Origin of the sequence: Fredinandcohnia quinoae, assembly GCF_022427965.1 — a bacterium.
GTDB classification, from domain to species: domain Bacteria; phylum Bacillota; class Bacilli; order Bacillales; family Bacillaceae_L; genus Ferdinandcohnia; species Ferdinandcohnia quinoae.
In genome coordinates, this window is the sequence record NZ_JAKTTI010000012.1 from 67973 (window position 1) to 93704 (window position 25732).

Here is a 25732-nt window from a genome sequence, read left to right on the forward strand (position 1 = left end):
GTTATGGATATTTTTAAAAACAGGAATTTTATGGCGATGTTTTTAGGTAGAATCATCACAAATATTGGTGATAGCCTTTACATGGTCGCTGCGGTTTGGCTTGTGTATGATTTATCTGGATCCACTTTTTATACGGGGCTTGCTGGTTTTTTATCCATCATCCCAAGGGTTATTCAATTTTTATCAGGACCATTAATTGATAAGCTTCCAATCAAATCAATTCTCGTTTATACCCAATTGATTCAAGCCTTGTTACTGTTAATCATTCCAACCGCAGCCTATTTCAATGTACTGAATGTAACTCTTGTTCTTATTATTACACCTATTCTATCTACTCTAAATATGTTTGTTTATCCCGCTCAAATAGCTGCACTTCCAAAAATCGTCAACGAAGACCAACTAACAAAAGGTAATTCTTTATTCTCAATCGCATACCAAGGGATTGATATTGTTTGCAATTCTGTTGCTGGTACATTAATTGTTTTAATTGGTGCTACTTCTCTTTATACTCTCGATTCTATGACATTTTTAATTGGAGCGATTATATTCTCCTTTATAAAACTCCCAAAGGCAAAGAAGGAAGTACAGCAAACAAAGAAGTCAATCTCGGTAAGTATCAAAAACTATGGTGCAGATCTTAGGGAAGGTGTAAAAATAATCGGACATTCTGCACTATCACGTTTATTATTTGGCATCATAGTTGTAAATTTAGTAATCGGCGCTATATTTGCAGTATTGCCTGCATTTAGTGATAGGAATGGTGGTCCTGAAATGTATGGACTATTACTAATGGCTGGTGCAATAGGAGGACTAATCGGTGCTTTTTCTGTCACACCTTTAAAGCTAGAAAAAATACCACTTGGAAAGCTTTATGCCGGTGCTTTTCTTCTCGCAGGATTAGCTTGGGCTTTATCAATCTTCACCCCGTGGTTATGGTTAACTATTGCCGTATATGGGTTCGCTTGGATACCTGGTGGTGCAACAAATGTCATCATTTTTACTGTGATCCAAAAGGGTGTTCCAAAACAATTAATCGGTAGAGTTACTTCTATCTCGATCGCACTTAGTGGGATTGCTGCTCCACTTGGTGGGCTTCTAGGTGGTAGTCTCGGAGTATTTACGAGTAGCTCCGTCATTATCTTTTTCGCAGGTTTGGCGGTTGTAATTGTTGGAGTATACTGGATTCTCGATTCGACAACTCGGAATCTTCCTTCAACGGAAGTGATTGATGAAAGTTTGTTCGGTTTTGATGAAGACAAAAGGATTCCTCAATCTCCTAGCATTACCCTATAACTGGGTAATGCTCTTTTTATGAAAAGGTTCATTTGGAATATAGCTTGGACAAAATTCATATGATTTTTATTAAGAATGGAGGTTTTAAAGATGAAAGTTTATTCACTAATGCTCTTCCTTACATTTTTAATTATTGCAACCATACTTGGAGGCTGTACAAACAATACGAAGTCAACGAACGAGCTACTCTCTTCATTAGATCAAAATCTATCGGCTGAAGATCAAGCTTCATTAAATAGCTTACTTGACCATGTAGAGAAATTTGTTCAGTTAAATAAAGAACTGGAGTTGCTTTTAAATAATATGAAAAATGATGATGACCTTGAATCTGCTATCGACACGATGGATATAGCGAATGAGGAGGCATTATATATTTATAATTTAATTGAGTTAGAACCCAGACCTAATAATCAAACACTACAAAGAATCCAAAGTGGTGTACAAATTTCAATCGAAAGATTCATTGAAGGAATGAAGCTACAACTAGAAGGAATGACTGCTGGAAATATCAATAAAAGGGATCAAGGCTATAGACAAATTGAGGAAACAAAAAAAGAGTTAAATGAATTCATTTCAATCATTAGTAATTAATAGATTCGTCCTTGAAGTATAGAGATTTGCTTAAATTGAAATACTAACCATAAATTGAAACTTCTATCAGTGGAGGTTTTACTGCCAGTTAATGCGGGATAAATTCTTATTTTTGGAGTGATCACCAATGGAAGAGCAACATATCAGATTATCAAGTCCAGAAATAGGCGGTTTATGGTCAACCTATATGCAAGATAGTATGACCGTTTGTTTACTTAAGTATTTTCTCCATCATATGCAGGATAATGATATTAAACCATTACTCAAAAAGGCACTAAACCAAACCTGCTTTCAATTAAAACAAATTGAGGAAATCTTCTTGAAAGAGAAAATTCCAATCCCTGACGGTTTTTCTGATAAAGATATCAATTTATCAGCTCCACCATTATTTTATGATTTATTTGCGTTAACCTTACTCTACTCAATGAGTAGGATGAATATGGTAAATCTATCATTCATCACTGCCAATGTTGCCAGGGAAGATGTTCGGATATTTTTCACGAATGCATTGAAATTTTCTGCTGAGCAATATTCGGAAGCAACCTCCTTAATGCTAGAAAAAGGAATATATGACCGACCACCAATGATTCCTTATCCATCAAATGTAGAGTATATCGAGAAACAGACTTATATTTTTAAATCTTTTGGAGGAAAAAGACCTTTAAATGCAATAGAGCTAACTGATATATTTTTTAATGTTGAACGTAACTATTTTGCGGTTATTTTATGTACCGGTTTACTGCAGGTTGTAAAAGATAAAGAAATTACGGAATACATAAAGGATGGGAAACAAATATCTGAAAAACAAATAAAATTTATTAATGATCTACTCATGAAGGAAGATCTACTTGGAACAGTTCCACTTACAATGGAAGTTACAAAATCAACTGTTTCACCTTTTTCGGATAAATTCATTGTTGCTTTGTTCCACTCCCTTAATTCAATTGATATCACACTTATCGGTCATGCATTGTCACTTTCATTACGAACTGATCTAGCAACTTTTTATAGTAAAATGATTGCAGAAATTCTTCTCTATGCAGAGAGGGGCTTCACGATAATGGTTAATCGTAAATGGTTAGAACAACCCCCGCAATCAATTGATCGGCAGAAACTACAACAAGGACATTCTAACTGAGAATGTCCTTGTTGCTTTCTAAATTTAGCGTAACTTTGTTCTACTTTCAGATACCATTTCTATCTTTATCCCTTTATCTAGCTTTTTACCACTTAGCAATAATGTAATAGTTGCTGTACCGAGTGATATAATCGCCATACTTATTAAAGCAAGAATGAATGTAAGAATTGGTGAGTTCGTCTTCATCTCAATAAAAGAGGCAGCCAATTTAGCCACTAAGCCGATGAAACCACCAAAGTCTGTACTTACAGAAGATAAAAATTCACCAGTCTCTGAAGGAATAATGAGTATTCCAAATGGAATCATTGCGATGAATAAGTAAATATATGAGAGAAACATTAATAAAAGTGACGGTACAAACTTCACCCGATTTTGAGGATTTGCTGGATTATATTTGGCACCAATTGTTCCGATCCATATTCCTATACTACTAATTCCAACCGTTACAAGTGCATTCATCAAAATCCCGGCAATATGTTGATAGACTGTCCAATTTAGAAATATTCCAATAGCAATTTCGATAATAGATAACATAATCAACGGAAGCAGCCAACTAATCCATAGTTTGCCCAATGCAATTTGATTGCCTGTTAATGGGAGCATTCTTAAAATTGATATTGATTTACCTTCTCTCGCAATGGCAGCTGCTGACATTGAGCCATTAAACATTGCATAGATAAACAAAAATAATCCTTGTGCAATTACCCATGTCACATTTCCATGTTCACGTAAATCAGAAATATTTACACCACTACTCACAAACCCAAAGATCGCAAAGATTGCAAAAAATCCGAGTGGCATGAAGACCATCCATTCACGTAAATCACGTTTAACGGATAACCATTCTTTTTTACCAACCGCAATGATTGGATGCGAGATTGCATTACCCTTTTTTACTTTTGTTTTCTGCTTTTTCTTTTTACCACCTTCACTTAACCGAATCCAACCAGTTCGAAATCCTTTTTCAACTAGGGTTGAAGACAAGAGTGCAACAATTGCTGCAATAAGTATAAGTAAAACAATTGGTATTAAAAATCCAGTTGCCCCTGTGATTGCAGATGAAACTGCATCTCCACCCCAACTAAGTGGTAACCATTTCGGAAATGCAGGAAGCTGACCAATCGATTCTTTTCCAATTGGTTCATCATAGAAAAAATTTGGAATTTGAAATAAAACATAAATTAATAGACCTGATAATGCACTCATTACTGTCATTAGCTCATTTGCACGACTTGCTGGTAGAATTTGAATAAGTCCTAAATTAAACAAATATGCTAAAGACAGTCCTATCACGATATTGCTTAAAAGTACAAATAATAATACCGGATAGTATAAAAAATTCGCTCCAATATTTAGCCCATATATAACAAGTGGTATAAATGTTAATAAAAAGACAATAATCGGGATACCAACAAAGCTTTGGATGTATTTGACCCAAAAAATACTTCTTGTTGGAATAGGCATTGTGAATAAAAAGGATAGGTCACTTTCTGAGTATAGACTTTTAAAAATTTGCGGAATACCAAGTAATAAGATCATTGATACAGATATAATCGATATGTAAGGAAAAAGATCTCCGATTAGTTGTTGGGGAATAAACCCTGATACTTCCCATGCTAATTTCGATAGCAGTACGACAAAAATACCAACAACTATAACTGAAAGTGCAATACCCCCGATTCCTTTTGCACCTTTTGAGCGAATCGAGTTAACAAACATTCTCCATTGTACAAATAGTAGCTTTTTAGTCATTTCGACTCACCTTGTTCCTCTTTTGAAAGCTCTTGAATTAATTCTTTCGCTTCTTCATCACCAGTCAGCTCAAGGAAAATATCTTCAAGACTTGCATTACTTCTTCCTTCAAGCTCTCTTAATTCTTTTATCGTACCAAGGGCAATGACAGTTCCATCGCGAATAATGCCAACACGATCACACATTTGCTCTGCAATTTCAAGAATATGTGTTGTTAAAAAGACAGTTGTCCCTTGATTACAAATTTCTCGAAGGTGATTTTTTAACGTTTTAGCACTTTTCGGATCAAGACCAACTGTCGGCTCATCTAAAAAGAGGACATCAGGATTATGAATAAGTGCACCACATAAGGCGATTTTTTGCTTCATTCCGTGTGAATATCCTTCAATTAATTCACTAGAACGGTCTATTAACCCATACTTTCTTAATAATTCATCCGCTCTTTTCTTAAATACCTCCTCCTCGATTTGAAAGACAGAAGCAATAAATTGGAGAAACTCCCAGCCTGTTAATTTTGGATATAAATTTGGTTGATCAGGAACATAGGCAATTTTCTTTTTCGCTTCAATTGGGGATTGCCATACATTAATGCCTCCAATTTCAATAGAACCATTTGTAGGCTCTAGTAAGCCTGTCATCATTTTAATAGTTGTAGTCTTACCAGCACCGTTTGGACCAAGAAAGGCAAATAGCTCCCCCTTTTCAACCGTTAAATTTAAGTTTTTTACCGCTTGATAACTTCCATAGGTTTTTGATAGATTAGTAATGTTAATTGCTTGCATTAAATAAATACCCCCAACGGCTAAGTTTAATTACTCTATATTATGTACGACATAGTTTGTTAAAAAGTTTCATATAATTAGAAAAGCGCAAGCGCCTTGTCCAGGCCCGACAAGCAAATGTTCTGATGCAAAAAAGTCGCTCTTTGACTTTTCTTGCATCAGGTTATTTGACCTCGAGGGCCTAGGCGCTGGAGCTAGACATTTATGCGCAAAATTATGTACTTTCTTTAAAAATTAATGAAACCTTTATTTTTGTGAATCGTACAACATGAAGAGGACTAATCATATTATCCTAATGATATGCCATTAGTTCCTTGTAAGCATGACATATATATTGTATTATTATTAAGAATTTTTAAAAATGAGAGGAGTTTTCAGATGAAACGTACTGGAGAAATTATTTTATCGATTATTGGAATGTGTTTGTACGCACTCATAAGTCTACTCGGTTTTGCATTAATTGCTTTGAATGGAAATGAGGATTTTACAAACGAAATGGAGAACATCGCCGCTGAAGATCCAGCTCTTAGTGGAATGGACATGGGTGCCATTGGTGATGCAGTAAGTGCTGGTGGTTGGTATTTTATTATTGTAAGTTTACTTTCAATTGTCATCGGTATCGTTTGCCTAGTCTTATTAAAAGGCAATAAACACCCTAAAGCAGCAGGTATTATTTTAATTGTAGTAGCTGTTTTAAGTACACTCGGTACTTTCTTCTTAGCAATCATTAGTGGAATTCTATATTTAATCGCAGGAATCCTATGCCTAGTTAGAAAACCGAAAGAAACATTTAACAACGATTATTAAGAGAGTAAGGCTTGAGAGGGCATCCTTTCAAGCCTTTTTATGTTATAGCTTCTTAATCGCTGCCTGTATTCTCTTTAATCCTTCTTCAAGAATTGCGCGTGGGCAAGCGATATTTACTCTCATAAAACCTTCCCCACCAATACCAAAAGTGTAGCCTGCATTAAAAGCAACCTTCGCTTCCTTCAGCATAAATTGTTCAAGCTCCTTCTCATTCAATCCTAGCTCACGACAATCCAGCCAAACTAAATAGGTCGATTCTGGTTGAATTACCTTGATTTCAGGAATATTCGACTCGAAATAAGATTTTAGAAAATCTAAATTCCCCTGAAGATAGTCTATTAATTGATCAAGCCATTCTTCCCCATACCGATAAGCACTTTCTAATGCAACTACTCCAAAGGTCCCTGTCATACTGATAAAATTGCTTTCAATAGCTTTTGTAAATGGTTCTCGTAATTCCTTATTAGGGATAATAACGTTAGAAATTTGTAATCCAGCTAAATTAAATGTCTTACTAGGTGCTGTACAAATAATCGAATTCTGGGCAAATTCTTCAGAAATTGCTGCAAATGGTGTATGTTTTCTATCCTTATATACTAAATCGAAGTGAATCTCATCCGAAACTACTAGAATATTGTGCTCAAGACAGATTTCTCCTAAAGTTATTAGTTCATCCTTCGTCCATACTCGGCCAACAGGATTATGTGGACTAGAAATAATAATCATTTTAACAGCTGGATCAATTTTCTGTTTCAAGTCATCGAAATCCATCACATAATTATTATCTTTAAGTTGAAGTGGATTATGAACAACCTCACGTCCATTATTTTCAACTACACTTGTAAAAGGATAATATACAGGAGGTTGGATGATGATTTTATCCCCTGGTTTTGTATAAGATTGTACAATTAAGCTCAATGCAGGTACAATCCCAGGACTAAAGCATATCCAATCTTTTTCGATTGCCCACTTATGGCGCTTATTCATCCAATCAATTGTTGCTTCATAATATGATTCGGTTCTTGAAGTATAACCATAAATACCGTGTTCAACTCTTTTTTGTAAAGCATCAATTACAGGTTGTGGTGACTTGAAATCCATATCAGCCACCCACATCGGAAGTACATCCTTGTCACCAAATACATTCCCTACTTCATCCCATTTCACGGATCCAGTGTTCAAGCGATTAATCGACTGGTCAAAATTATACTTCATTTTATAGCCCTCCTCTTAATACAAGCTCTTGATATCTACATCGGCTGGCAATTGGAACGGATTTTCTTTATTGATATGATCATAAAACATTTTTCCATCAAGATGGTCGATTTCATGTTGTAGAACAATGGATGGATATCCCTTAACCTTCAATACAATTTCTTTACCATTTACATCGTAGGCTTTGATTTTTACTCGTTCATATCTTGGAACATATCCTTCAACATTTCGATCAACTGAAAGGCATCCTTCTCCCTCAGGCAAATAGATCATAGATACTGAATGACTGATAATCTTCGGATTAATTAACGTATACTCATGTAATTGCTCCTTTTCATCAGTTAAATAGGCAACAAACATTCGCTTATTTAAGCCGATTTGATTAGCAGACAAACCCACACCAGGGCGTAAATTGTATTTTTTCGATAAAATCGGATCTTGACTATTTTTCAAATAATTCATCATACAAATGAGTGTATCTTGATCTTCAATTGAAAGAGGCAAGGTTACTTTTTCTGTCTCTTGCTGTAAAACTGGATGACCCTCTCGAACAATATCCTTCATTGTAAGAATGTAATCTGCAGTAAATTGATTCATAAAAATTCATCTCCTTCTACTTATGAATCCTATGTAATTATCTTATATTTCTTGCGATTTGATGTCCAATTATTTGCGATATTTCTTTAAAAAAGCCCCCTACACAATAAGGAGGCTTCTTCTTCATATTAATATACAAATTGTTTGGCTGAAAGTGATTTAAAAATCTCCGTACTAACCGTTTTATATCCCTCACTAGTAAGGTGAATACCGTCGTCACTAATGAGTTCAATTAAATCTCCAGAATGCTTAATTGACGTCCTAACATCAATTTTTAGTGCATCTATTTCTTCAATTAATTTATTTAAATAGCGATTGTATAAACCGTGCCAATGCTCAATTCCACCTTGCAAACTAATCCAATGACTAATCGAATGACCATATTTCTCAGATATCATTTTATAATAACGAACCGGATCTAGTGGTGGTAATGTCATCACAACAGGTGTGATATTAGAAGCCTTCATTTTCATAATCATTTGTTTTACATTCTCAACATATCTTTCGATCGGTACAATGGGTTGGTGCTCTTTCTCCGGATTCTCGGCAACTTCGTCCCATTTAAAATTGCAATCATTTCCGCCAATTCCGATGATTACATAATCAGGTTTCTCAGCAATGACATCTTTATCTAATCGGGTTAGAAGCAAATCTGAATTATCATTAAAGACACCTTTATTTACGACCGTACAGCTTGATTGATTATTCGAGAAAAAGAGCTCCTGTAGATAGGTAGGATAATTTTCTTTTACGATTCTCAAGCGACCTTTTACAAATGAAACTCCCCTAGTTAAACTATCTCCAAAACATACAATTTTCATCTTATATCCCTACTTACATATTTTTTGTTTATCGGTAACCTTCTCATGTAGTTTTAATAACTACTTATAATGATATACCCATTACAACAAGTAGTCAACCTTTACTTAAATTATTTGTTAGGATAAAATTAATATATAATTTAATTAGAAGAACTGAGGTATTTTATGATGAAGGATGCTGCCGATATTATTGAAAAATTAGGATTAGAGCACAATATTTCCTTAGACGATATTCCCAAGATTGATTTGTATATGGATCAAGTTATCCAACTATTTGAAAATAAATTTAGTGCTACTACACGGGATGAAAATGAAAAGGTTTTAACAAAAACAATGATCAACAATTATGCTAAAGGCAAATTATTAATCCCCATTAAGAATAAAAAATATTCCAAGGAACATCTCATATTAATTAGTTTGATCTACCAATTAAAAAGTGCATTATCGATTAATGATATTAAGGCTACTCTTGAAGGTGTGAATAAAAAAGTAGTTGAAGAGGATTTTAATGTAGAGGATTTTTATAATAGTTATTTGAACTTGTATGATAAAGATGTTGATGCATTCAAGGTTGATTTGCAGGCACGCGTAGAGGATGTTGCAGATGAAATCACAAAATTCGATGATAATGAATCAGAATATCTTGAGCAGGTATTATTGATTTCTTCACTAGTGAATATTAGTAATCTGTATAAAAGGGCAGCAGAAAAATTGGTAGATGAAATTATTGCTGAAAAACGAGATAGGGAACCAAGAGATGAAAAGGGTAGTAAAGGAAAGGGAAATAAATAAAATAGAGATCCATTCTTGGATCTCTACTTAACGACTTTTCACAAGTAAATTTACAGCTTCTTTTACTAATTCTTCCGTGTTCTCACCTTTTTCATCAGCATTTCGAACACACTCCACAAGATTCGAACTAACAACCACCCCAATTGTCCTGTCTATTGCTGTTCTTGCTGCTGACAATTGAGTAATCACTTCTTTGCAATCCTTATCCTCTTCCATCATTCTAAGGATTCCACGTAATTGTCCTTCAATTCGCTTTACGCGATTTTTCATCTGATCATTATATTCCATCTAAATCTCTCCTTCAAAAGCTTGGGAAAATGGGTTAATGCGCATATAATTAGCATAACGTGCATATTTTTCTGCGAGCGCGCATTTATTCCCGCGGGCGCGCATATTTTTCTGCGGGCGCGCATTTATTCCCGCGAGCGTGCATATTTTTCTGCGAACGCGCATTTATTCCCGCGAGCGCGCATATTTTTCTGCGAGCGTGCATATTTCCTTGCGAGCGCTCATTTCTTATATATATCGTGCATAAGTATCTGATATCGTGCATATATCCTGATTATCGTGCATAAGGTGCAAATATGTATTTATTATCCCTGCATTTCACGAGTTAATCAACACTTTCCACTAACTTATACATCATTTCTTTATCCATTGGGCCTATAATTTTCTTGCGTATGATGCCTTTTGTATCTATCACATAGCTTGTTGGGATTGTAAAAGCTTGATAAGTGCTTCCTATGTCTCCTTCAGAATCCAGTAAAATTGGAAAGGTAAGCCCATAATCTTTTACAAATGGCTCTACATCATTTTTATTTTTTTCCGCGGTTGTAAGGTTAACAGCAATTATTTCTACATCTTTGCCCTGTTGCTCCTCATAAAAATCCTGCATATGAGGCATCTCAGCTTTGCAGGGTGGACACCAGGTTGCCCAGAAATTTAAAATAACTTTTTTTCCTTCCATATCTGAAAGTTTCACTGCTCTACCATCTATTGAGGTTAGTTCGAAATCAATTGCCTTATTTCCTTCTTGAATTCCGTATTCTACTCTTTCATTGTTAATTTCAACATTTTCTTCGATATTCTTTTCAGCTACAACATTGGAAAATTTCGAATCGTAGACAACCCACACAATTAGACCTAGCAATCCCAATATAATTATCACATTTTTATACATCAGAAGCACTCCTTTTATCGTCTGTATACCTTGTCTTACTATAATAAGTATTAATAAAAACAATGTAATAACAGCTATAAATAGATGATATAATGCATAATCTTCTAATATAAAATACGATATTACTTGAAATCCAGTAACCGTGGTTAATCCAAAAATAAGAAGAGACTGGATTATAATAGGTTTGGTAATGGTAGCTTTTATCGATTTATATACAAAATAAAAGACTGAAACTATGATTGCCAAAAGTAAACCTTTCGTTCCACCTGTAAAATATAAAAGTGAAATTGGGCTTTTCAAGATTAATTGTGGCTCTAGTAATATTAGGCTACCCTTCCAAGCGAAAAAGCCAATAAAGAGACTATTTAATAGTATATCGAATAATCTTTTATTTACTTCCACTTGCTGAGTACGTCTCAGCCATATTTTTAATACAATTAATCCGATTACTAAGCCAATTGCAAGTATAAGCCACTTTATCATAATCGCAAATGAACCAATTTGAATAACTGCCATTTGAACCTCCTATGTTTCAAAGTTGTCCATAACTATGTCTCCTTAAACCAATTATACCATATAGGGTATATATTAAACGCTAAAGTTATTCGATTGCAAAAATTATGGCTGTCTTATTTCAAACGTTTCTTGGACTTCAATTGATCCTTTTACCGATTGAATCATCCCGCAATTCTTAGTCGTTACCTCTAGAGATTTCTTTATTTTTCCTCTGAAATGTTTTTTCCTTCAATAATAAAGTGAATATCAACCTTAGTAATTCGATTAGCTTCACTCGGATTTCTTTCCATACTAGCTTGAACTCGAATAGAATCCACTTTAATTCGCTTTTTTTCTAATACTTTCGTTAAAATCGCTGAACTACAGCCAACTAAAGATGAAACAAGTAGTTCACTTGGTTTAATTCCTATTGATGGATCTGGGGAAATATGCAACTCATGAAATTCTGTCTGTAATGAAGTCAAACCATCCTTAATTTCATATTCTAACATTTGTTTTACCTCCAAGTTCTTTTTAATTTCATCCTAACATTTATTTATTTACTTTCTGATAAGATAACAAAAAATCGCTTTATATACTATTTTTTCAAGATTATCTATTTTCGATTTTTTTAGACGTTAATTTGGATAATTATGTTAATATGTAATAGATAGATTTTTCACAAGGAGCTATTGTACATGAAACTCATTATATTACTTATATTTCTTATCAGTTTTATTGCAGAAAGCCTAATAGGGAAACGGTTTGAACCAGGATATGGTGTAGATGAAACAGAGGGCAAAAATATTGCTCGCTGGGGAACGGTCTTAATTCTCCTTTTTTTTATCCCGGGACTGTTTATATTTGACATCGAAAATAACGATGTAATGAAATGGATGTCAATTTCATTTTTTTTTACCATCTTAGGTTTTCAGTCATTGATAGAGTGGAAGTACCTAGAAGGCAAGAAGTATTTATACTCCCTATCCGTAATGGTTATTAGTGTAATCACTATTTTTGTTAGCTCTTTAATATATGAACAACTAACACACACCACATTCGGCGAAGAAATGACTGAATTACTAAGTGAAGATGAACAAATTAATGAAATAAAAATTGTATGGTTTGTAATGGATAACAAGGAAGGATACTCATCCAGTTCTGTTTCAATTACGGATAAGGATACAATTAGCAAATTAGTGGAGGAACCTTCAGAAATGGAGCTTATAAAATCCAATAATGTAGTACCAGAATTAGATGATGGTATTATTGATATTGAAATTAACACTGACAAAAGTAGGTATTATATTACCTTTACCAAAGGACATGCAAATATAGGACGCCATGAATATAAAATTGACAAAGAAAACAAGTTTCTAAAAATATTAGAAAATGAGGAGTTAGATTGGAAGGAAAACAATCTGTAATGATAAAAAAATTTGTTTAGTAAATGGATTTTATATACAAAAAGCACCGTTATTGGTGCCTTTTGTTTTAAGTTTGTCATAATATATCCATCCAAAGCTTACCCGCTGTTGCGAATATCAGTACGGCTAAAACAACTTGAAGTATTTTCGTATTCACTTTTTTACCAGAAATCGCACCGAGTGGAGAGGCAAGAAGGCTTGCAACAACCATAATCAATGCAGGGACATATTCGACCTGCCCGGTAGTTACTTTACTAATGGTCGAACCTATCGAAGAAATAAAAGTGATGGCTAAGGAGGTCGCAATTGTCATTCTGGTAGGTATTTTTAATATGACAAGCATAATTGGTACGAGTAAAAATGCACCACCAGCACCAACAATTCCTGCACCAATCCCAACAATTAACGCTAAGATCCCTGCAAGCCACTTATTAAAAGTCACTTGGTCATGGGGAACATCATCAATATTTTCCTTAGGTACAAACATCATCACAGCTGCAATAAGTGCTAGAATCCCATAGACTAGATTAATGCCACTCTCTGGCATTAATTTGGAACCAAATCCTCCAATAAAACTACCGATAAGAATACTAGTCCCCATATAAATGATGAGTGTTTTGTTTAAGTACCCACCCTTTCGATATGCCCATACTCCCCCGGCTGTAGCAAACAATACTTGGACCGCACTAATGCCTGATACCTCATGGGCAGTAAATGCTGTAAAACCAAGTAAAGGCGGAATGTACAGGATCATTGGGAAATTAATGATTGCACCACCAATTCCAAGCATTCCCGAAATATATGAACCTATGAATCCAATTAAAAAGATTATAATAATAAACGCTAAATCCATTTTCCTACCCCCTTACGAAAAGGGAACCTGTAGCGGTTCCCATATTAACGGAGATGTTGATATTTTTGCGACAAATAGTTGTGCTGCTTCCTGCTACATTATATCAGAATGTATTAACCTATTAGCGAACTGCACAACGGTTTGGCCCAATCTCCATTTCACGTTGTTGCTCTTCATCAGGAGAGACTTTCCCCATATTTGTTTCTCGAATTTCCTGATACGCATTTGGTTGCGGTGGTAGGTTTTCTGTAACCATTCTTCTGAATTCAGCTTCATCTTGGATATTCAGACCGTGGTTATTCGAAAAAAGTGTACCTAATTTTTCAGAAACACTGCCATCTTCATTTAGTTCTTCAATTATCATAAAGTGTGCAGGCAATACGATAAGATCATTTGATAATTCACGATAACGATTATACAAAGTTTCTCTTAAATCACTTACCCAGTCCTGTGCAAGTCCTGCAAGATCCGGTCTCCCAATCGAATCGATAAATAATATATCACCTGAGAGCAAGTATTTTTCATCAATTACAAAAGAGGTTGAACCGATGGTATGACCTGGTGAATATAACGCATGAATATTAATAGTTGTTTTTCCGACTTTTACATCTTGGCCACCTTCTAGAGCCGAATATTCAAATGTAACCTCAGTTGCATCCTTTGGTGGAAGCCAATAGGTTGCAACTGTAATTTCAGCAATTTTTCTACCACCTGAAATATGATCCGCATGTAAATGAGTATCAAAAACATGAGTGATTTTTGCATCAATGCTCTTAGCAAAATCAACGTAAATATCTGTCATCCGTGTTGCATCAATGATTGCTGCATCACCATTAGACACTACTAAGTAAGAAAGGCAGCCTTTACCAATACGTACGAATTGATAGATTTCACCACCATCTCTTAGATCGCCAACTTTAACAGGCTCAAGATGCTCACTCCATGCCTTCATTCCACCTTGGAGATACGAAACCGTTACACCTGCTTCTGAGAGCATTTCGGCAACAAAAATGGATGAACCTTCTTTCGCACAAACGACTAGAATCTCTTTATCCTCAGGCAGCTTTGGCAGAATTTCATCGACACCATCAAGTAAATCAAAATAAGGAATATTTAAGTACTGAAAATTTGTCCCTTCAATTTTCCAATCCTGAAAGTCGCTTGGGTTACGTACATCTAAAATAAATAGCGATTCTTTATTCACAACTTTTTTGGTTACTTCTTTTGAAGTCATTATTTGTACTGTCATATCACAAATTACCCCCTAAGGTATTTTATATAGTAAAAAAAATTATTTACTTATGCTTGTTGTTTCTCCTGTCCATTTGCTCATTCCTGGTACAACATTACAAACATTTTTGAAGCCTTTTTCGGTCAACTTTTGTGCCGCTAAATCACTGCGATTCCCGGTACGACAAACAACATAAATTTCTTGATTTTGATTTAACTCATGAATTCCAGCTTCTAATTCACCGAGTGGGATTGAGATTGCACCTGGAATGTGGTTAAAAGCATATTCAGCAGCTTCTCGAACATCTAGAACGACTACTTCTTTCTCAGATGCGAGGACATTTTGTAGCCCCTCATTGCTAACAACATGAGGATATTTTGTTTCCACGGCCTCTTCTCCACTTGCTTTGCGTAAATAGTGTTTTAATACATTCCCATCTTCGATTGTACCTATATATTGATGGCCTGTGCTCTCCGCCCATGCTTTTAGGTCGGCTTTAGAACCTTTATCAGTTGCTTGAACCTCTAACACTTGACCAGCCTCTAGATTATTAATAGCTTTCTTTGTTTTTACGATTGGCATCGGGCAAGCTAAGCCCTTTGCATCTAATATTTGATCAGTTTTAAGTAAATTCATGTAGATTCCTCCTGTGAACCTTCGTCTTTTTACCCATAGAGGTATATAAACCATTCTGTAGTATTATGATTAATTCGAGAATCAGCACTTTTATTTTGTGCTGTTAAATTAATTCGGCGTTAGCTAACTTTATTCAGCGTTAGCTAAACTAATTCAGCGTTAGCAAACTTAATTCAGCGTTAGCAAAACTAATTCAGCGTTAGCAAAACTAATTCAGCGTTAGCAAAACTAATTCAGCGTTAGCAAAACTAATTCAGCTTTAGCAAAACTAATTCAGCTTTAGCAACATTAATTCAGCGTTAGCAATCCTATTTCAATGTTCCTCTTCTATTCAACTTTCCCTTCCCAATCCAGCATACCACCAGCCATATTTATGACCTTGTAGCCTCGGCTCTCAAGTATTTGTGATGCACGGCCGCTTCTACCGCCAGAACGGCAAACCATTATATATTCCTTTGCTTTATCTAATTCATGCAGACGAAATTCAACTAGACCGAGCGGAATATGAATAGCTCCAGGAATTTTCCCTTCTCCTATTTCATCTACTTCACGGACATCTATAATATTTAATTGCTTACCTTCATTCAATAAGGTTTCTACTTCTTTCGCAGTTAATTGCTTCATCGTTTTCTCCTCCTACTTATCTCCAGGCACTTACTCCGCCTTTTACATTTGTGATATTTTTAAATCCTAATTTTTTCAAAATTTTACTAGCCTTTTGACTTCTCATCCCGCTTTGGCAAATGACTACAACTTCTTTATCCTTCGGAAGACTATTTGCCTTTTGTGATAGCTGATGCAGTGGCATATTTTTAAAGCCATTGATGTGAAATCCGTTATACTCTCCTGGTGTGCGAACATCTATGAATTGTTTATTTTTATCTTTTAGTTCATTTTTTAATTCAACTGTTGTGATATTTTTAATTCCTTTTGTTGGCATCATGCGCAGGATTAAAAACAACACGATTAGTGCAAAGATCAAATACTCCATTTATATTTCTCCTTCTAGATAAACAGATTTACATTTCCATCCTCAGCATCAGCTAGATATGCAGCAACACCTGCAAGTTCAATATTATCTAGAAGCTCCTCTTCCTTAAGTCCCAAGAGGTCCATCGTCATTGTACATGCAACTAGCTTAATCTCTTGTTCCTGTGCCATCTCAATAAGTTGTGGCAATGTCATCGCATTATGCTTCTTTATAACATCCTTAATCATTTTTGGTCCAAAACCAGCAAAATTCATTTTTGAAAGCCCCATTTTATCAGCGCCTTTTGGCATCATTTTTCCAAACATTTTTTCAATGAAGCCTTTTTTCACTTTCATATTTTCATTTTTTCGTAGAGCATTTAATCCCCAGAACGTGTGAAAAATTGTTACTTCATGATCATATGCTGCTGCACCGTTTGCAATAATATAGGCTGCCATTGCTTTATCATAATCTCCACTAAATAATACAATCGTTGTTTTTTTCTTTTCAGTCATCATTTATCCTCCTAGCAATTTATTAGCCTTTCTTAATATAAAAGGAAAGGACACCATTTTCTTCTTTGATCTCAACTAGTTCATGTCCTGTAGACTTAGTCCATGCTGTTAAATCATTTTTTGCCCCCTTATCTGTTGCAAGTACTTCTAATATTTGACCTGATACCAGAGCTTCAATCGCCTTTTTTGTTTTAACAATCGGCATTGGGCATGCTAATCCTTTCGCATCTAACACTTTATCAATATTCATAATTAATTCCTCCATTTTTTCAACTTTATTACCATTACCCCTATGAGTATAATGTTTATCTAAAAAAATAATTTACCTGATTATGATTAACCTTGAATCTCACAATACATATAATATACCCCTATAGGTATGTTGTCAACACCAAAATAATATATATCTTTATAGACATAACCTATTGCCTATCAAATTGAAGTTCTTATTTTACAGCCTATGAATAAGTAAATAAGAGAAACTACTTTTTCGGGGGTGTCTACATGCAATTTTATTATGGAAACCAAATGCCGCTACGAGTGTTAGACGAAGCAGAGTTTTGGAAGCATCAAGAGGAAGAGCATACTGTAGTCATTAGGGAACTTGTGAAAGGATTAGAACAAAAATATGTAAAAGCCTTACAAGAATGGGAATTAAAATTTGCAGAAGCCCATCAAACTGTTGTCAGGTATATTGAAACTGTGAATCGTTCTAACGGACAAATTACACCCGCTCTTTATCAGGATGTTTTACAGCTTGTTACTTTTTGTTTGAATCAGAGTAATGAGTTTGTTAACTTTTGCCGAATGTTAATGAAAGAAAGTGTGCCTGTTAGTTCAAATCCAACAGCAAAAGTTGTCATGAACCACATTATTGTAGAATCAGAATACTTTATTGGAATTGCACAAACGATTTTATATCAAAGTAAGCCATAGAAAGAATAACAAAAATGAGGTATCCGATTGGATACCCCATTTTTTTAGTTTGTCGGTCTTTTAAACGGCCACCAGTTTGCGACACCGAAGTTTTTCACCATTACTGGAATGAATAATGGGAGAACAATGAATGCGTATAACAGTAAGCCAACTAAGACAATTGCTGCGATTTGTAGCAGTGATAGCATTCCAGATGGCATCATCGCAGCAAACGTACCACCTAAAATAATGGCTGCTGAAATAATGACTGTACCCATCTTTTTCATCGACATCATCATTGCTTCCGCAACAGTTAAATCCTTATATTCGTTAAAGCGATCCATAAGGAAAATACTGTAGTCAACACCTAGTGCGACTAAAATAACAAATCCGAAGAACGGAACTGCCCAGCTAATCCCTGTGTACCCAAGGATGTTCACGAATATGACTTCATTAATCGCCATCGATGTGAAATAGGTTAAAATTAATGAGCCAATAATATAAGCCGGCATGATGAGGGAGCGGAATAAGAAAATTAAGATGATCGCAATCCCTATTAGCATTAGAACAACTGTACGTGAGTAATCTTGATCTGACATCGTACTAAGGTCAGCATTTGTACTCGTAATCCCTCCAACTGCAACTACCGCATTTTCAAGTTTTGTATCTTTTGTTGCTCTTTGTACTGCATCTTTAATTTCTTTTACTTGGTCCATTGCATGATTTGCATATGGACTTGTTTCAAAGATGACATCCATCGTCATGACTTTGCGATCTTTTGACATATACGTATCAAGAACTTGAGTAAAGTCGTCACTTGTTAATACATCTGCTGGCATATAAAAACCGTTAAGATCATTAGAGTGTGAGAGACCATTTAAATATTCCTGTGCGGACCCGAGTCCCTCAGATACTTGATCTAAGCCATCTGCACTTTGCGTTAATCCATCGGTTAACTCAGTCAATTGTCCACCAAGTGATCCAAAACCATCTAAAAGTTGCTTTTGTCCATCGCTGATTCCTGATAATCCATTCGTAAACTGTGGCATATTTTTCACAATTTGACCTTGGCCATTGGCTGCCTGTTCAAGCCCTGACTTTAATTCAGAAATACCATCGATAAATTGTTGAAGACCTACTGGTAGTCCAGCTTGTTGAGCGATTATTTGTTCAAATCCTGCATTCGCTGTTGCCAAACCAGCATTTAATTGTGTTAAATGCCCATTAAGTTCATTGATCCCTTCTGATAATTGAGGAATAGCTTGTAAAGACCCTTTTATCCCTTGATAATATGGATCCTTAGCGATATTAGTGTATGTGCCCTCAAGATGTGCAAATCCACCTTCATTTAATTGCTTAACTGATCCTGATAGCTGTGCTAAACCATCAGCAACACCTACATACCCTTTATTTAATTCTACTAATGCTGATTGGGATTTTTTATATCCTGCTAATAGTTCTTTATAATGGACAAGTAATTCTTCTGCCCCAGCTTTCGCCTTTTCTAGATTTGTAATCATCACGCCTGAACCTACAGAACCTTGACGAATTCCATTTTCAATCTCTTTAAGATGTCCTTGAATCTCAGTTAAGCCTGACTTCACTTCGTTCGTACCTGTAATTAAATCACCAATCCCATCAGTGGCATTCTTTAATTCAGGTTGAGATTTGGATAATTCACTTCCAGCTTCATGTAGCCCATCACTAATTTTAGCTAATCCATCTTTTCCTTCACCAAGACCATCACCAAGACTTTCGGCTTGCTTCGAAACGAAGAAATCCTCTATTTGTTCACCTGTTGGTCTTGTAACAGAACGGATTGTATCGACTAAGTCTAATTTCCCAACCTCTTGGCTTATTTTTTCCGTTAATTCAACGTATTCAACTGAATCCATTGCTTCATCATTTTTAATGACAATTTGTGTCGGCATTGATTCACCAGGGCCAAAGCTATCTGCAATGGCGTTGAAAGCTTTGATCGAATTAACTTCTCCACTAATTTCCTCTAATGAATCATAAGACAATTCCCCATCATACGTGAGTAGGAATGGCACTGTTATTGCGGCAACCACTACTAATGAAATAAGTGGTCTTCCTAAAGAAAACTTCCCTGCTATTGCCCAAAGCTTGCTATCTCCATGCTCTGCTTTGCTTTTTGATGGCCAAAATAGTTTCCGTCCTAAAACCGCCATAAAGAATGGAACAACAGTGAATAGAGCAATTAATAAAATCGCGACACCTACCGCTACTGCTGCTGCAGATTGATATAGGATAAATTGAGAGAACCCAATTGCGGCAAATCCAATCATAACGGCGATACCGCTGAATAAAACGGTCCTTCCAGCATTACGATATGTTGCAACAATTGCATCGGCAACACTTTCATGCTGTGAAAGTTCCTCTTTATAACGACTTAGTAGTAAAATACAATAATCTGTGCCAATACCGAATAATACTGCTACCAGGAAGATTTGTGTATAACTCGATATTGGGAAATCAAATTTATCGACAAGAAATGACACAATTGATTGTGAAGCGAGATATGTGAATCCTACTGTTAATAATGGAATGATTGGTGAGATAACAGATCTAAAGACAAGAAGTAACACGACTAAAATAAATACAACCGTAATTCCTTCTGTTTTTTTCAATCCTTCTTCTGAGCTTTTCATTAAATCTTCTGAAATCAACCATTCACTTGTATAATAATGTTCTACTTTTACATCCTCAATTGTTTTATATAATGCTTCACTTACTTCCGCTGGTTCGCGATCATTCCAGCTAATCGTTATCGAAGTAAGGATTGACTTACCATCCTTGGAAACAAGCTGATCCTTTAAATTCTCTTCATTAAAATGGGTAAGTATATTGGTAATTCCTAATTTCTCTTTATGATCTTCAAGTTCACGAATCGCCTTTTCAGCTTCATTTATATCTTTATTCGTCAACTTTTTATCATTATGAAATACTAATGCAACCTGGGTTTCATTCCCTCCACCTTCTTGCTTTTGAACATCTGCCAAGATGTCGCCAGCTAACGAGGATGAGTAATCATCAGGTACAGTAATTTGCCCTTTTTCACGGACAAGCTCTCCCATATTTGGCGCTGTTACTAATAAAACCGCAACGACAGCAATCCACGCTACAATTACAAACCATTTACGCTTAATTATAAAATTCACATTTATTCCTCCAGCTTGTAGTCTTTAATAAGTATTTGGTTAAGCCTTTCATACGTTTCAATAAATTGTTCGATTTCTGCTTGTTCAAATTTCGTTATAAACGACTCAACCAGTTTATAAATACGTTCTTCTGTTTTAACAAATAACTCTTTTCCCTTTACTGTTAAGCTTAAGTACACGACTCGGCGATCATTCTCATCACGTGTTCTCTGAATCAGTCCCTTTTCCCACATTCTAGTAATAATTGCGGTAATTGCACTCTTTTTCACATCAAACACTTCGGCAAGTTCTGTAGATGTACAAGATTCCATATTATTGATATATCTAAGTGTATAATATTGATCACTCGTTAGATCATTCCCAATTTGCTCTTTAACAAGTGCTTCTGCCTTTTTCTCAACTGAGAATGATACTGCTAAATACCTGTCAACCAATTCTGTAATATTCGTATCAGACACTTTTATATATTCACCTCACTAATGGATTATTCAATTATTCTACTGTTTAATTGTTAAACTATTTAACTATTAATATAGATAACTATATGGGCAATTAAAATTGTTGTCAACGATTTTATCCGTTTTATTATTTCATAGAAATCTTCCTCTAAAAAAATAATTTTTCGAAACTCTCTGAAATTTACGCTAACACTCGCACGAAGCTGGGTTAAAGCATATTTTTTTTGTGTTTCTGGGTATTTGGAATGACTTCTCACTTTTTACCTTCTTTTTAAAAACTCAAAATTATACTATAATAGTAGATATAGTAATCTAAAATAATTGTAATATACTCTGATAGGTTTATAATTGAGACAGAAAAGGTGTGTTCCTAGGTCGTGCCTTAGCCTTGTGTGACGCCTACATCTTTTCTGCAAATTTTAGGGGAAAAGGTTGATAAAAATGAGCAGTAGAGAAACTAAAACAGACGTCATTTTAATTGGCGCCGGAATTATGAGCGCGACTTTAGGGACAATCTTGAAAGAATTAGTACCAGAATGGAAAATTACAGTATTTGAGAAGCTCGCGGATGCTGGGGAGGAAAGCTCGAACGAGTGGAATAATGCGGGAACCGGGCATTCTGCACTATGCGAGCTTAACTATACGGTCGAAAAACCGGATGGTTCTTTAGATATTAGTAAAGCTATAAAAATTAATGAACAGTTTCAGCTTTCAAGACAGTTCTGGACTTATCTTGTAAATAACAACTTAATAAGTAATCCACAGGATTTTATCATGCCATTGCCACATATGAGTTTAGTGCAAGGCGAAGAAAATATAACTTTTTTGAAAAAGCGTTTTAAAGCGCTATCAAATAATCCTCTATTCCAAGGAATGGAATATTCTGATGACCCGGAAAAACTAATGGAATGGATACCGCTGATTATGCAAGACCGACCATCAAATGAACCAATAGCAGCAACAAAAATTGACTCTGGAACAGATGTTAATTTTGGTGCTTTGACCCGGATGTTGTTAGACAATTTAAAGAGTAGAGATGTCGATATTAACTACAAACAATCTGTTAATCAAATTAAACGGACTAGTGACGGTTTGTGGGAATTGAAAGTGAAGAATCTCGAAAGCGGAACTGTTGAAAGCCATACTGCTAAATTTGTTTTTATAGGTGCTGGGGGAGGAAGCTTGCATTTACTGCAAAAGACTGGTATTCCAGAAGGTAAACATATTGGCGGATTCCCTGTAAGCGGTATCTTCATGGTGTGTAATAATCAGGAAGTTGTCGAACAGCACCATGCAAAAGTATACGGCAAAGCATCCGTTGGTGCTCCACCAATGTCTGTTCCACATCTTGATACAAGGTATATTGATAATAAAAAATCATTATTATTTGGACCATTCGCTGGGTTCTCACCAAAGTTCTTAAAAAATGGATCAATGTTTGATTTAATTACTTCTGTAAAACCGCATAATGTGTTAACCATATTAGCGGCAGGCGCAAAAGAGTTACCATTGACAAAATACCTAATTCAACAACTTTTATTATCTAAAGAACAGCGCATGAAGGAACTACGTGAATTTGTTCCGAATGCAAAATCAGAGGATTGGGACTTTGTAGTAGCTGGACAACGTGTACAAGTTATTAAGGATACAGAAGCTGGTGGTAAAGGAACGCTACAATTTGGCACGGAAGTAATTACAGCCGCTGATGGCTCGATTGCAGCATTATTAGGTGCATCTCCTGGTGCTTCAACTGCAGTACACGTAATGCTAGAGGTACTAAAGAAATGTTTCCCTCAACATATAAAGGATTGGGAGCCAAAAATAATAGAAATGATTCCTTCTTACGGGATATCCCTTATGGAAAACCCAGAGCTATTCGAACAAATTCTTACTTCAACTGCAGAGACACTTGGTCTAAGCAAAAAAGAACAAGTCGAAAGAGAACTAGTCTATAGTTAATTACTTTAAAAAAGGGATAGAATTGCATGAAGAACCTTGATCCTTTCTGGATTCAAGGTTCTTCTTATTGATTCATCACTGATCAAATTCCTCTACATCATTTAATTGTAATTTTGTATCCTTTTCAAAAGAGATTGCAAATTTCACATATCCTCTATCGTCTTTCCCGTCACTATATTTATTATCAAAGCCATTGCCATTAATATTTACGTAATCATATTTGTAGCCTTCACTCTCAATGATATTTTGAATTTTTTTAGCATCATCGAAAACATCTTTTGTTGTTTGATTAGTGGAATCCAATACGATATGCATCTGAATTGGCTTTTCAAGTGACAAGTTTTTATTCCAACTAGTTGCTGGATCAAGTTTTCCTTTAAGAACCTCTATTTGAATTTCAACTGAGTGAACGGAAGGAACTTCTTCCTTTAATACACCTTCAATTTCTTTTGCAGCCTCTTGACCTAACTTTTCCATTAAAGGCTCATCTAGATTTGCATAATAGATTCCATCCCAATTCACTACTGGCTTAATAAAGCCACTAACATTAAATTCATATTTTTTAAGCCCACCATCTGAATCTTTAATACTGCCGATTTCAACAACCTCAAATATATACTGTGAAAACTTAAAATCATAGACTCCATCATCGATGCGAAATTCCTTACTTGGATAGTTGTTATTCAAGTAGGTTCCTAATACATTTTTTGAATATGCTTTGCTAATAGGATTACCGTTAAATGCTTGATAGAAAAATAGGATAAACCCAATCAGGAGAACTAACAGGATACTATAAATCATTTTCTTTCGCTTCATCCCCTCTACCCCCTTTCCTTGATCTTAATGATTAGGAATCCCATCATACTTCCTAAGAGCGCAAATATAAAATGGATTAAACTTAATAAGAGAGAACCTACCATCGACATGAAGAAAAAGACACTAAATGTTTGGTTATCATCAATATTTCCTGATTGATAATCTGTCAAATTACTACCTAGTGACCAAATAAATATCGGGAGCAGAGAAATGTATAAAACGATTTTAAAATCCTTATAAAACAAATAGGTAAGAAGCCCAAGAACCGCATACCATAATATAAACCCAAAGCTTTCATTTAATATCGATGTTTTAATTGCTAGGAAGAAGGAAATAGCTACAAAAATGATTTGATAGATAGAAAGTTTGCGGTTAATTCTTTTCATCATTTTTTCATGCTCAATCGTTGTGTTGATTGCCTCTTTTTCTAGAGGCTCAACTGTATGTTTGAGCAAATTCTGAAAATCATCATTCCTCTTAACCTGCTCTTCAAGCCAATTAGTTGTTTCTTCACTCAAGAGTCCTTCATTATATAACGGAAGTAAATCCTCTATAATTGAACGTATTTGTTTATCCATGATACCCCTCCATTTCCTTTTGGAGCTTAAGCTTCGCACGATGAAATGTGATTCTGGCATAGTTCTCACTTTTTTCGGTTAATATACCAATCTCTTTAAATGACAGTTCACCATAGATTCGTAATGTTACAATCTCTTTTGACATCTCGTCTAATTGATTAATTTGCTTGATTAAGCTAGTTGTTTCTTCCTTTTTTAACAGCTGCTCTTCCGGAGTAATTGTATTCTGTTCTTCTTTGGAGAGCAAATCGGCTAAGCTTTCTTTATACTTTTTCGAACGAAAATATTTTTTCAGGCGATTTTTTGCAATTGCAAACAGCCACGTTTGAATTGTCGACGTTTGTGAAAAAGAGTTCATGCCTTTTATCGCTTCATAAAAGACCTCCTGTGTTAAATCCTCTGCAATTTCTCGGCTGGAGGTTTTTACAAAGAAAAAGGCATATATCCGCGGTTGAATTTCTTTATACAGTTCCTCCAGTTTCATCATGCCTCTCCCTTTTTACTAGGCCCATTTAGTTGGTTCATAGTATTAGTACCATGAATATCTGTTTCGTTACAAAATTATATTACATTTTTCGAAATCACTTTTTAACTAATCATATCATGAGATTAATACGGGCGTTATTTAACAAATACGGTCATTAACAACAAATAAAAAAAGGATGGCCACATTGTAAAATGTACCCTATAGAGTAGACACTTTAAAAAAGTGCTTTCTATAGGGTGCTT

At 35.2% G+C, this 25732-nt stretch carries 28 protein-coding genes; 8 read left to right on the top strand and 20 right to left on the bottom strand.

The genetic code is table 11. From position 1 onward, the window contains the following. The first annotated feature begins 3 nt into the window (after positions 1–3). From MJG50_RS09735 to MJG50_RS09745, 3 genes are all read left to right on the top strand, one after another. Complete coding sequence (locus tag MJG50_RS09735) at positions 4–1293, top strand: MFS transporter (protein WP_240255249.1); 1290 nt, start codon at positions 4–6, stop codon at positions 1291–1293. 90 nt (positions 1294–1383) lie between these two features. Continuing rightward, positions 1384–1884: a hypothetical protein gene (locus tag MJG50_RS09740; RefSeq protein WP_240255251.1), complete on the top strand. Its 501-nt coding sequence runs from the start codon at positions 1384–1386 to the stop codon at positions 1882–1884. 127 nt (positions 1885–2011) lie between these two features. Beyond that, positions 2012–3022, top strand: a complete 1011-nt coding sequence (locus MJG50_RS09745) for a DUF3231 family protein (protein ID WP_240255252.1) — start codon at positions 2012–2014, stop codon at positions 3020–3022. Positions 3023–3046: 24 nt separating this feature from the next. Here MJG50_RS09745 and MJG50_RS09750 read toward each other — a convergent pair whose 3' ends face one another. Both MJG50_RS09750 and MJG50_RS09755 read right to left on the bottom strand, forming a co-directional pair. After that, complete coding sequence (locus MJG50_RS09750) at positions 3047–4774, bottom strand: putative ABC transporter permease subunit (RefSeq protein ID WP_240255253.1); 1728 nt, start codon at positions 4772–4774, stop codon at positions 3047–3049. Further along, the gene (locus MJG50_RS09755; protein WP_240255254.1) at positions 4771–5556 is read right to left on the bottom strand and encodes an ABC transporter ATP-binding protein; all 786 of its coding nucleotides are present in this window, start codon (positions 5554–5556) and stop codon (positions 4771–4773) included. Before MJG50_RS09755 ends, MJG50_RS09750 begins: the two co-directional genes overlap by 4 nt. 378 nt (positions 5557–5934) lie before the next feature. Here MJG50_RS09755 and MJG50_RS09760 point away from each other — a divergent pair, with 378 nt between their 5' ends. After that, positions 5935–6363: a DUF4064 domain-containing protein gene (locus MJG50_RS09760; protein ID WP_240255256.1), complete on the top strand. Its 429-nt coding sequence runs from the start codon at positions 5935–5937 to the stop codon at positions 6361–6363. 42 nt (positions 6364–6405) lie between these two features. Here the strand turns inward: MJG50_RS09760 and MJG50_RS09765 are convergent, their stop codons facing one another. From MJG50_RS09765 to MJG50_RS09775, 3 genes are all read right to left on the bottom strand, one after another. Then, positions 6406–7578 carry a MalY/PatB family protein gene (locus MJG50_RS09765; protein WP_240255258.1) on the bottom strand — a complete coding sequence of 391 codons (1173 nt, stop codon included), beginning with the start codon at positions 7576–7578 and terminating at the stop codon, positions 6406–6408. 15 nt (positions 7579–7593) lie between these two features. Continuing rightward, on the bottom strand, positions 7594–8175 hold the full coding sequence (def, locus tag MJG50_RS09770; RefSeq protein WP_240255260.1) for a peptide deformylase: 582 nt from the start codon (positions 8173–8175) through the stop codon (positions 7594–7596). A gap of 128 nt (positions 8176–8303) precedes the next feature. Continuing rightward, positions 8304–8996 (bottom strand): SGNH/GDSL hydrolase family protein, encoded by a 693-nt coding sequence (locus MJG50_RS09775; RefSeq protein ID WP_240255261.1) that lies wholly within the window; start codon positions 8994–8996, stop codon positions 8304–8306. Between the two features lie 168 nt (positions 8997–9164). On the opposite strand from MJG50_RS09775, the gene MJG50_RS09780 reads away from it, so the two are divergent. Then, positions 9165–9788, top strand: a complete 624-nt coding sequence (locus MJG50_RS09780; RefSeq protein ID WP_240255299.1) for a DUF1836 domain-containing protein — start codon at positions 9165–9167, stop codon at positions 9786–9788. A 27-nt stretch (positions 9789–9815) separates the two neighbouring features. On the opposite strand, the gene MJG50_RS09785 is transcribed toward MJG50_RS09780, so the two are convergent. The 3 genes from MJG50_RS09785 to MJG50_RS09795 form a co-directional block, all read right to left on the bottom strand. After that, on the bottom strand, positions 9816–10076 hold the full coding sequence (locus MJG50_RS09785) for a metal-sensitive transcriptional regulator (RefSeq protein WP_240255263.1): 261 nt from the start codon (positions 10074–10076) through the stop codon (positions 9816–9818). Between the two features lie 325 nt (positions 10077–10401). Then, a complete protein-coding gene (locus MJG50_RS09790) occupies positions 10402–11484 on the bottom strand; it encodes a peroxiredoxin family protein (RefSeq protein WP_240255265.1) in 1083 nt (360 codons plus the stop codon). Positions 11485–11684: 200 nt separating this feature from the next. Beyond that, the gene (locus MJG50_RS09795; protein WP_240255266.1) at positions 11685–11975 is read right to left on the bottom strand and encodes an OsmC family protein; all 291 of its coding nucleotides are present in this window, start codon (positions 11973–11975) and stop codon (positions 11685–11687) included. Between the two features lie 186 nt (positions 11976–12161). Here MJG50_RS09795 and MJG50_RS09800 point away from each other — a divergent pair, with 186 nt between their 5' ends. After that, positions 12162–12890, top strand: a complete 729-nt coding sequence (locus tag MJG50_RS09800) for a DUF4181 domain-containing protein (protein ID WP_240255268.1) — start codon at positions 12162–12164, stop codon at positions 12888–12890. 76 nt (positions 12891–12966) lie between these two features. Here the strand turns inward: MJG50_RS09800 and MJG50_RS09805 are convergent, their stop codons facing one another. The 7 genes from MJG50_RS09805 to MJG50_RS09835 all read right to left on the bottom strand — a co-directional run bounded on the left by MJG50_RS09805 (position 12967) and on the right by MJG50_RS09835 (position 17345). Beyond that, complete coding sequence (locus tag MJG50_RS09805) at positions 12967–13743, bottom strand: sulfite exporter TauE/SafE family protein (protein WP_240255270.1); 777 nt, start codon at positions 13741–13743, stop codon at positions 12967–12969. Between the two features lie 121 nt (positions 13744–13864). Continuing rightward, a complete protein-coding gene (locus MJG50_RS09810; RefSeq protein ID WP_240255272.1) occupies positions 13865–14992 on the bottom strand; it encodes an MBL fold metallo-hydrolase in 1128 nt (375 codons plus the stop codon). 42 nt (positions 14993–15034) lie between these two features. Continuing rightward, a complete protein-coding gene (locus MJG50_RS09815) occupies positions 15035–15610 on the bottom strand; it encodes a sulfurtransferase TusA family protein (RefSeq protein WP_240255274.1) in 576 nt (191 codons plus the stop codon). A gap of 327 nt (positions 15611–15937) precedes the next feature. Further along, positions 15938–16234, bottom strand: a complete 297-nt coding sequence (locus MJG50_RS09820; RefSeq protein WP_240255276.1) for a rhodanese-like domain-containing protein — start codon at positions 16232–16234, stop codon at positions 15938–15940. Positions 16235–16250: 16 nt separating this feature from the next. Then, positions 16251–16601 (bottom strand): rhodanese-like domain-containing protein, encoded by a 351-nt coding sequence (locus MJG50_RS09825; protein ID WP_240255278.1) that lies wholly within the window; start codon positions 16599–16601, stop codon positions 16251–16253. 14 nt (positions 16602–16615) lie between these two features. Continuing rightward, entirely contained in the window at positions 16616–17095 is a 480-nt protein-coding gene (locus MJG50_RS09830; RefSeq protein WP_240255280.1) for a DsrE/DsrF/DrsH-like family protein, read from the bottom strand. 22 nt (positions 17096–17117) lie between these two features. Next, the gene (locus tag MJG50_RS09835) at positions 17118–17345 is read right to left on the bottom strand and encodes a sulfurtransferase TusA family protein (RefSeq protein ID WP_240255282.1); all 228 of its coding nucleotides are present in this window, start codon (positions 17343–17345) and stop codon (positions 17118–17120) included. Positions 17346–17599: 254 nt separating this feature from the next. On the opposite strand from MJG50_RS09835, the gene MJG50_RS09840 reads away from it, so the two are divergent. Next, on the top strand, positions 17600–18031 hold the full coding sequence (locus MJG50_RS09840) for a DUF2935 domain-containing protein (protein WP_240255284.1): 432 nt from the start codon (positions 17600–17602) through the stop codon (positions 18029–18031). 44 nt (positions 18032–18075) lie between these two features. Here MJG50_RS09840 and MJG50_RS09845 read toward each other — a convergent pair whose 3' ends face one another. After that, complete coding sequence (locus MJG50_RS09845) at positions 18076–21192, bottom strand: MMPL family transporter (protein ID WP_240255286.1); 3117 nt, start codon at positions 21190–21192, stop codon at positions 18076–18078. Between the two features lie 2 nt (positions 21193–21194). Continuing rightward, positions 21195–21650, bottom strand: a complete 456-nt coding sequence (locus tag MJG50_RS09850) for a MarR family winged helix-turn-helix transcriptional regulator (protein WP_240255288.1) — start codon at positions 21648–21650, stop codon at positions 21195–21197. A 441-nt stretch (positions 21651–22091) separates the two neighbouring features. Between MJG50_RS09850 and MJG50_RS09855 the strand changes: the two genes are divergently transcribed. Next, the gene (locus tag MJG50_RS09855; protein ID WP_240255290.1) at positions 22092–23609 is read left to right on the top strand and encodes a malate:quinone oxidoreductase; all 1518 of its coding nucleotides are present in this window, start codon (positions 22092–22094) and stop codon (positions 23607–23609) included. Positions 23610–23684: 75 nt separating this feature from the next. On the opposite strand, the gene MJG50_RS09860 is transcribed toward MJG50_RS09855, so the two are convergent. The 3 genes from MJG50_RS09860 to MJG50_RS09870 are packed head-to-tail and all read right to left on the bottom strand — an operon-like array spanning position 23685 to position 25487. Further along, complete coding sequence (locus tag MJG50_RS09860) at positions 23685–24425, bottom strand: YfjL-like protein (protein ID WP_240255292.1); 741 nt, start codon at positions 24423–24425, stop codon at positions 23685–23687. A gap of 5 nt (positions 24426–24430) precedes the next feature. Beyond that, entirely contained in the window at positions 24431–25003 is a 573-nt protein-coding gene (locus tag MJG50_RS09865; RefSeq protein ID WP_240255293.1) for a hypothetical protein, read from the bottom strand. Then, positions 24996–25487, bottom strand: a complete 492-nt coding sequence (locus MJG50_RS09870) for an RNA polymerase sigma factor (RefSeq protein WP_240255295.1) — start codon at positions 25485–25487, stop codon at positions 24996–24998. The genes MJG50_RS09865 and MJG50_RS09870 overlap by 8 nt, the downstream gene beginning before the upstream one ends. Positions 25488–25732: the final 245 nt, after the last annotated feature.